The organism is Legionella bozemanae (genome assembly GCF_001648595.1).
GTDB classification, from domain to species: Bacteria; Pseudomonadota; Gammaproteobacteria; order Legionellales; family Legionellaceae; genus Legionella; species Legionella bozemanae.
This window is the reverse complement of sequence record NZ_KV441813.1, coordinates 1-246: the sequence shown is the minus strand read 5'-3', so window position 1 is coordinate 246 and position 246 is coordinate 1. Positions and strand designations below refer to the sequence as shown.

Genomic DNA, 246 nt, shown 5'->3' with positions numbered 1-246 from the left:
AGTACTCAGAGCACCCTGCGCAAGAAGGATACTATCAAGGGATTCAAAAGGAGCAAACAGATTTATCAAGCCAGGCCAATGCGGCGATTAAAAATGATCCTGGTGCCAAAACGATCATTGATCATTTTGGAACAAACAAATTTGAACTCAATCAAGCAAATTCCGTATTGGCTCAATCTCAATTAATTCAGGATGAAAGTTATGCGATTACGCACGGACAATCCAATAATCGCGTTCAATGCTCGA

1 pseudogene is annotated in these 246 nt (G+C 40.7%); it reads left to right on the top strand.

Annotated elements, in window-relative coordinates:
• A pseudogene (locus A8O27_RS19240) lies at positions 1-246 on the top strand (type-F conjugative transfer system mating-pair stabilization protein TraN); the annotation flags it as partial.